General features: G+C 68.9%; 5 protein-coding genes and 1 pseudogene. All 6 read right to left on the bottom strand.

The genetic code is table 11. The features are described 5' to 3' along the window. Positions 1 to 1,257 (bottom strand): 4Fe-4S binding protein (locus tag ACR2JA_RS05245; protein WP_434008056.1); only part of this gene is annotated, 1,257 nt, incomplete at its 3' end. After that, complete coding sequence (locus tag ACR2JA_RS05240; protein ID WP_434008055.1) at positions 1,208 to 1,810, bottom strand: DUF3306 domain-containing protein; 603 nt, start codon at positions 1,808 to 1,810, stop codon at positions 1,208 to 1,210. The genes ACR2JA_RS05245 and ACR2JA_RS05240, both read right to left, overlap by 50 nt. Next, positions 1,800 to 2,498, bottom strand: coding sequence for a DUF3305 domain-containing protein (locus ACR2JA_RS05235; RefSeq protein WP_434008054.1), 699 nt, complete (start codon positions 2,496 to 2,498; stop codon positions 1,800 to 1,802). The genes ACR2JA_RS05240 and ACR2JA_RS05235 overlap by 11 nt, the downstream gene beginning before the upstream one ends. Positions 2,499 to 2,572: 74 nt before the next feature. Then, positions 2,573 to 3,379, bottom strand: coding sequence for a gamma-glutamyl-gamma-aminobutyrate hydrolase family protein (locus tag ACR2JA_RS05230; protein ID WP_434008053.1), 807 nt, complete (start codon positions 3,377 to 3,379; stop codon positions 2,573 to 2,575). Positions 3,380 to 3,464: 85 nt separating this feature from the next. After that, positions 3,465 to 4,757 (bottom strand): benzoyl-CoA 2,3-epoxidase subunit BoxA, encoded by a 1,293-nt coding sequence (gene boxA / locus ACR2JA_RS05225; protein ID WP_434008052.1) that lies wholly within the window; start codon positions 4,755 to 4,757, stop codon positions 3,465 to 3,467. Between the two features lie 412 nt (positions 4,758 to 5,169). Beyond that, positions 5,170 to 5,759 (bottom strand): annotated as a pseudogene (locus tag ACR2JA_RS05220) (benzoyl-CoA 2,3-epoxidase subunit BoxB); the annotation flags it as partial.

The raw sequence follows: 5,759 nt of genomic DNA, 5'->3' as shown, positions 1-5,759 counted from the left end.
CTTGTCGAGCATGGCCATGCGGCCGAGGTCGTTGACCAGGGCGGCGCCCGCTGCCTGGCTGTGCAGCAGCAGGGCCGCGTCCTTGCCGCCGGCCTTGGCGTAGGTGGCCAGCAGGGTGCGCAGCTTGACGCCCTGCTCGCTGGCACGCGGGTAGGCGTAGCTCAGCGCGCCGGTGGGGCAGACGGTGGTGCAGGTGCCGCAGCCCACGCAGAGGTTGGGGTTGACGACGATCTGGTTTCTTTTCAGATCGCTGCTGATGGCGGAGGCCGAGCACACGTCCACGCAGGCGTTGCAGCCCACGCTCTGGTTGCGGCCGTGGGCGCAGATCTTCTGTTTGTAGGTGAAGAACTTGGGCTTCTCGAACTCGCCCACCAGGTCGCGCAGCTGGGTGACGGCGCGCACCTGGGCCATGGCGTCGGCCGATGCGGGCAGGTGCACATAGCCCTGGGGCAGCGCGTGCTGGGTGAAGCCGGGTGCGTCGCGCAGGTCGAGCACGAGGTCGAAGGTGTCTTCGCGGGTTTGCGGATCGCGCTGGAAGTTGATGGCACCCACGGCTTCGCACGCCTTGACACAGGCCCGGTGGGACTTGCACAGCGACAGGTCCACCTGGTAGTCGAGCCCGATGGCGCCTTCGGGGCAGGCGGCCACGCAGGCGTTGCAGCGGGTACACAGGTCCAGGTCGATCGGGTTGCTGGCGCTCACCGCCACATCGAACGCACCCAGCCAGCCGCGCAGGCTCTGCAGTTGCCCGGCCAGCACCGGGTACTGGCGCGTCTGCTGGCCACTGCCACCGGTGGGCAGCAGGGTCACGTCCAGCGCGTCGCTGACCAGGGCGGCCACGGCCTCGGCGCGTTCCAGCGGGCCGATGATGAGCAGGCGGCCTTCGCTGGTGTAGGTGACGGTGGGCACGGGCTCGGCATCGGGCAGGCGCGCGGCGGCCAGCAAGGCCGCCATCTTGGGCGTGGCCTGCTTCGCTTCGCGGCCCCAGCCGCCGGTTTCGCGGATGTTGACGAAGCGGATCGGCCGCGCCTGCTGCGACACGGCGCCCTCGGTCTGGTCGGACAGTTCGGCGAACAGGCGGCTTTCCTGCGTGCAGGCCACCACGAGGTCGTCGCGGCTGCGGGTGGCGCGCTGAAAGGCGGGCGCGTCTCGCCGGCACAGCGTGGTGTACAGCGTCAGGTCTTCATCCAGCGCCTGGCCCAGGGCCTTAGGGTCCAGGGGCATGGTCTGGTTGCAGTTGCAGATCAGCGTGGTCATCGTGGGAGGGCTCTTGGAGTGCTGCCGCGTCTGGTGCGCGGGTGTCGTCGGGGGCCGGCGGGGGCTCGGCAAGGGCGCCGGGCGCTGCGTCGCTGGCAGCGGCCCAGGCGGTGGTCTGTTGGGGCTCTTCGGGATCGTCCACCAGCTTCAGGAACTGGGCGCTGACCATCTGGGCCATGTCGGCGGCGGACAGAGGGCTGGGTTTCGAGTAGTCGTCGATGTAGATGTCCAGCCCGTCCATGACGTTGAAGTGCGGGTCGGCGAACAGCTTTTTGACGGCGGCGTTGCGCACGGCGGGCGGCACGTCTTTGGCGACGAAGCGGCTGAAGTCGGACGCGGGGGTGAGGGCCTGCGTGTCTTCCAGCGTGGGCGGGGGCGGCGCGGGGGTTTCGGCCACCGGGGGCAGCGGCTCTGCCTGCGGGGTGACCGGCGCCACCACGGCCGCGAGAGCGGCGGCGGGCGGCGCGGGTTCGGGCACCGGCTCGCCGCTGCGCACCTGCGCCTTGCGGCGCGACCAGCGCGAGAAGAAGCTGTCGCCCTCGTCAGCCGCCATGGCCGCCTCCGTGTCCGCTGCCGGGACGACCGCCACCGCCGCCCGCCGGACCGACTTGCGAGCCCTGTCCGCGCTGGAATTTTTCGGTCGAAATGCGCACTGGCTGGCCGAAGCGGTCGGTCAGCGGCTTGAAACTCTCCGGGCGCTGGCGGCGCTTGGCCTCGGGCTGGTAGTGGCCGTCCACAAAGGCGCGCAACCAGTCCACCACCTCGGGCGGCGCGGGCACCTGGTCGACCTTTTCCTGCGCGTCCAGCCAGCGGCCGGCGTCGTGGTAGCTCAGCGTCGCGATCTGCGGAATGGCCATGGGTTCGTCGTCGAGCAGCTGTTCGTCGTCGGCACGCCAGAACACCCAGCAGCACGGCTGCGGGCTGTGGAGGTTGAGGTACAGGCCTTCGGCATCGTCGCGGAACAGCGTGACGTGCAGGCCGGTGAACAGCCAGTAGCGCGCGCCGTCGACCACGGCGGCACCGGCCAGGGGTTGCACCTCCTGCGGCGCATCCGCCACGGGCTGCGGTGCGCGGGCCGGCACTTCAAACGGTTCGCCCGCGGGCAGCACGTCGGCCAGCACCCAGCGCCAGCGCTGCCAGCGCGCCATGGGACCGGTGACGGGTTCGCGGCGCATGACCACCTGCACCGGCAGCGCGGGGCGGCCAGCGGGCGTGGGAGGGACTTGTGCATCGGCTTGCATAGGAGCCCGCACTGTACGCGAAGGCCACGCCGTGGCCGGTACGTGTCAGCCCTATGCCCGTGCGGGGCAACGGGTCACGCCGCGCCGGGCCGCGGCCGACCGGACCGTTCGCGCGCGGCGTCCAGAAAGGCCTGCATCATCGGCCCGCTGTCGAGCAGGCCACGCGCGCGCTCCTGCGGCGTGAGGTGGAATTCCGGGTGCCACTGCACGCCCAGCACGAAACCGGGGCCGGGCCGGCGGATGGCCTCGACCACGCCGTCGACCGGCGAACGCGCCTCCACCACCAGCCCCTCGCCCAGCCGGTCCACGCACTGGTGGTGGATGCTGTTGACGCGGTGGCCGGTGGCGCCGCCGTACCAGCGGGCCAGCCCGGACCCCGGCTCGAACACCACGTCGTGCGCCAGGCGGTCGTAGTGCTCGGTGTCCTGGTGCGGCACGGCGCCGGGCCACTGGCTGGGAATGTCCTGCACCAGGGTGCCGCCGTGGGCCACGTTGAGCAGTTGCGCACCGCGGCACACGCCCAGCACCGGTTTGCCGGCTTCGATGAAGCCGCGCAGCAGAGCCAGCTCGTAGCGGTCACGGATCGGATCACCGGCCCAGGCCGGGTTGGCCAGCTGGCCGCCGTACATCTCGGGGCAGATGTCCACCCCGCCTTGCAGCACCAGGCCGTCGAGCAGGTTGACGATGTCCGACAGCGGCACCCGGTGGGGCGCGACGTGGGCCGATTCGTCGATGAAGGGCACCATCAGGGCGATGGCGCCGTGCCCCATGATCCAGTGCGCCATGGAGCTTTCCAGGAACTGCAGGCGTTTTTGGGGCAGCCCCAGACCGGGCGGCGGATCGTGCAGGAGACGGGCGGTGATGCCGATGCGAAGGGGCATGGGGCGCGTGGCGACAGCGTGCAAAACCACCATCGTAGAGCGGCGGGCGGACCGTGTGAACCACGGCGCCCATGCCCGCATGCGCTCAGTAGGTTTCCAGGTGCAGGCGGCCTTCGCGCTTGAGGGACGCACCCACGGCGTCCCAGTCCAGGCCGGCTTGCGTGGCGACATCGCGCAGGGCCAGCACCACGCCCTCTTCCATGGCTTTGAGGCCGCAGACGTAGAAGCAGGCGTTCGGGTCCTGCAGCAGGGGCACCAGATCGGCGGCGCGTTCGCGCAGCGCGTCCTGCACGTAGCGCTTGGGCTGGCCGGGCGTGCGGCTGAAGGTGAAGCTGATGTCGATGAAGTCCTTGGGCAGGCTTTGCAGCGGGCCGAAGTACGGCAGCTCTTCCTGCGTGCGGGCACCGAAGAACAGCATGAGCTTGCCGCCCTCGAACTTGCCGCTGGCGCGCAGGCGGCGGCGCCATTCGGTCATGGCGCGCATCGGTGCGCTGCCCGTGCCGGTGCAGATCATGACGATGCTGCTCTTGGGGTGGTTGGGCATCAGGAAGCTGGTGCCGAACGGACCGATGACCTGCACCGTGTCGCCCACGTTCAAGTCGCACATGTAGTTGCTGGCCACGCCGCGCACCGGCTGGCCCGAGTGGTCTTCGAGCACGCGCTTGATGGTCAGCGAGAGGTTGTTGTGGCCGGGGCGTTCGCCGTTGCGCGGGCTGGCGATGCTGTACTGGCGGGCATGGTGCGGTTTGCCGTTGGCGTCCACACCCGGCGGCACGATGCCGATGCTCTGACCTTCGAGCACCGGAAAGGGCATGGAACCGAAGTCCAGCACGATGTGGTGGGTGTCGTAGTCCTTGCCGACGGCCGTGACACGCAGGTTGCCGACCACGGTGGCGGTGACGGTTTTCTCGGCAGCCTTGGGGCCGTAGAGGTTGGTGTAGGCGTGGGCCGCGCTCCAGGGCGGGATGCTGGCGCCGTACTGGGCGGAGTTGAAGGCGGTCTGGCCGCTGGGGTCGGCGGCGGGTGCGGTGGTGGCTTCGGCGGCCTGCGCTTCGGCAGAGGCTTCGCCCTCGTCACCGGCCAGGGCGGTGATTTCAGCACCGGAGAGCTCGGCGGGCAATTCGTCCCAGCCCAGTTGTTCTTCGATGGAATACGCCTTCATGCGTGGCATGCGGCGGTAGTTGTCGATGGAGCCGGTCGGGCACGGCGAGATGCAGTCGTTGCACCAGTTGCACTTGCTGACGTCGACCACGTAGTTGCGCGAGTCGTGCGTGATGGCGCCGACCGGGCAGATCGATTCGCAGGTGTTGCAGCGGATGCAGATCTCGGGGTCGATCAGGTGCTGCTTGACGACGGCGGCTTCCATGGGGGCGTTCATCTTCTGTCTCCGGATGCTGGTGGGTACGAGTGATTGTCTGGCTTCTGAGGTTGCACCGAATGGACTGGGGTGATCGACTTCGTCCGCAGCGCTTTTGACTTCGTGGTGACACCGCGTGAGCCCGGATAGCTGACTCCGTTCGTGTCCCCCGCCGGCCTGCAGCCGGCTCCTCCTTTACCTTACTGCGCCAGCCACCCGGGCTCACGCTCGCAGGCTCGCGAAGCGAAGAAGAAAACAAAATCACACATCGCTCCGGCGCGCGTGTCCGATCCAGAGATGCGGTGGAACCGGCTCCGCCGGGCCACTCGCATCGTCCCCCCTCCCAGCGCCGCGCAGCGGCGCGCCAGAGAGGGGGGAAGCCGCGTCAGCGGCGCAGGGGGGAGGTCTCTATTCCCGGCGCAGGGGGGAGTTCTCAGTTAAACCGGACGTACTCGAAGTCCACCGGCTGGCGGTTGATGCCCATGACCGGGGGCGCGATCCAGTTGGCGAACTTGCCGGGTTCGACGACGCGGCCCATCAGCGAGCCGACGTAGGCGCGGTCGGTGTCGGACGGCAGCCACTCTTCCACGCGCTGGTTCCATTCGTGGTCGGTCACCACGCGGCCGTCCGGGCTGACCTTGATACCGGCCAGGCTGCCGATGTTGCGGTGGAAGGCCTTGTGCGGAACGCTCAGGCGGAAGTCGATGCCGGCCTTTTCGATGATGCGGTTCCAGCGCTCGACGCCGCCGACCGAGTCCTTGATGTAGTCGTCGCGCAGCACTTCGTTGAGCGCGTTGAGCATCGGCACTTCTTTTTCCAGCAGCTTGCCGTCTTCCACCGACAGGATCTTGTAGCTGTTGCCCTTGAGCACGTGGTCGTCGGTGCGCTTGCCTTCTTCGTAACGGCCCTTGAGGCCGGAACTGTAGAAGGTGGCGGCGTTGGACGACTGGTCGGCACCGAACAGGTCGATGGTCACCGAGAAGTGGAAGTTGATGTAGCGCTGGATGGTCGGCAGGTCGATCA

Origin of the sequence: Hydrogenophaga sp., from assembly GCF_051007235.1 — a bacterium.
GTDB lineage: Bacteria > Pseudomonadota > Gammaproteobacteria > Burkholderiales > Burkholderiaceae_C > Hydrogenophaga.
The sequence above is the reverse complement of the archived record's forward strand: the minus strand, read 5'-3'. Positions and strand labels throughout refer to the sequence as shown.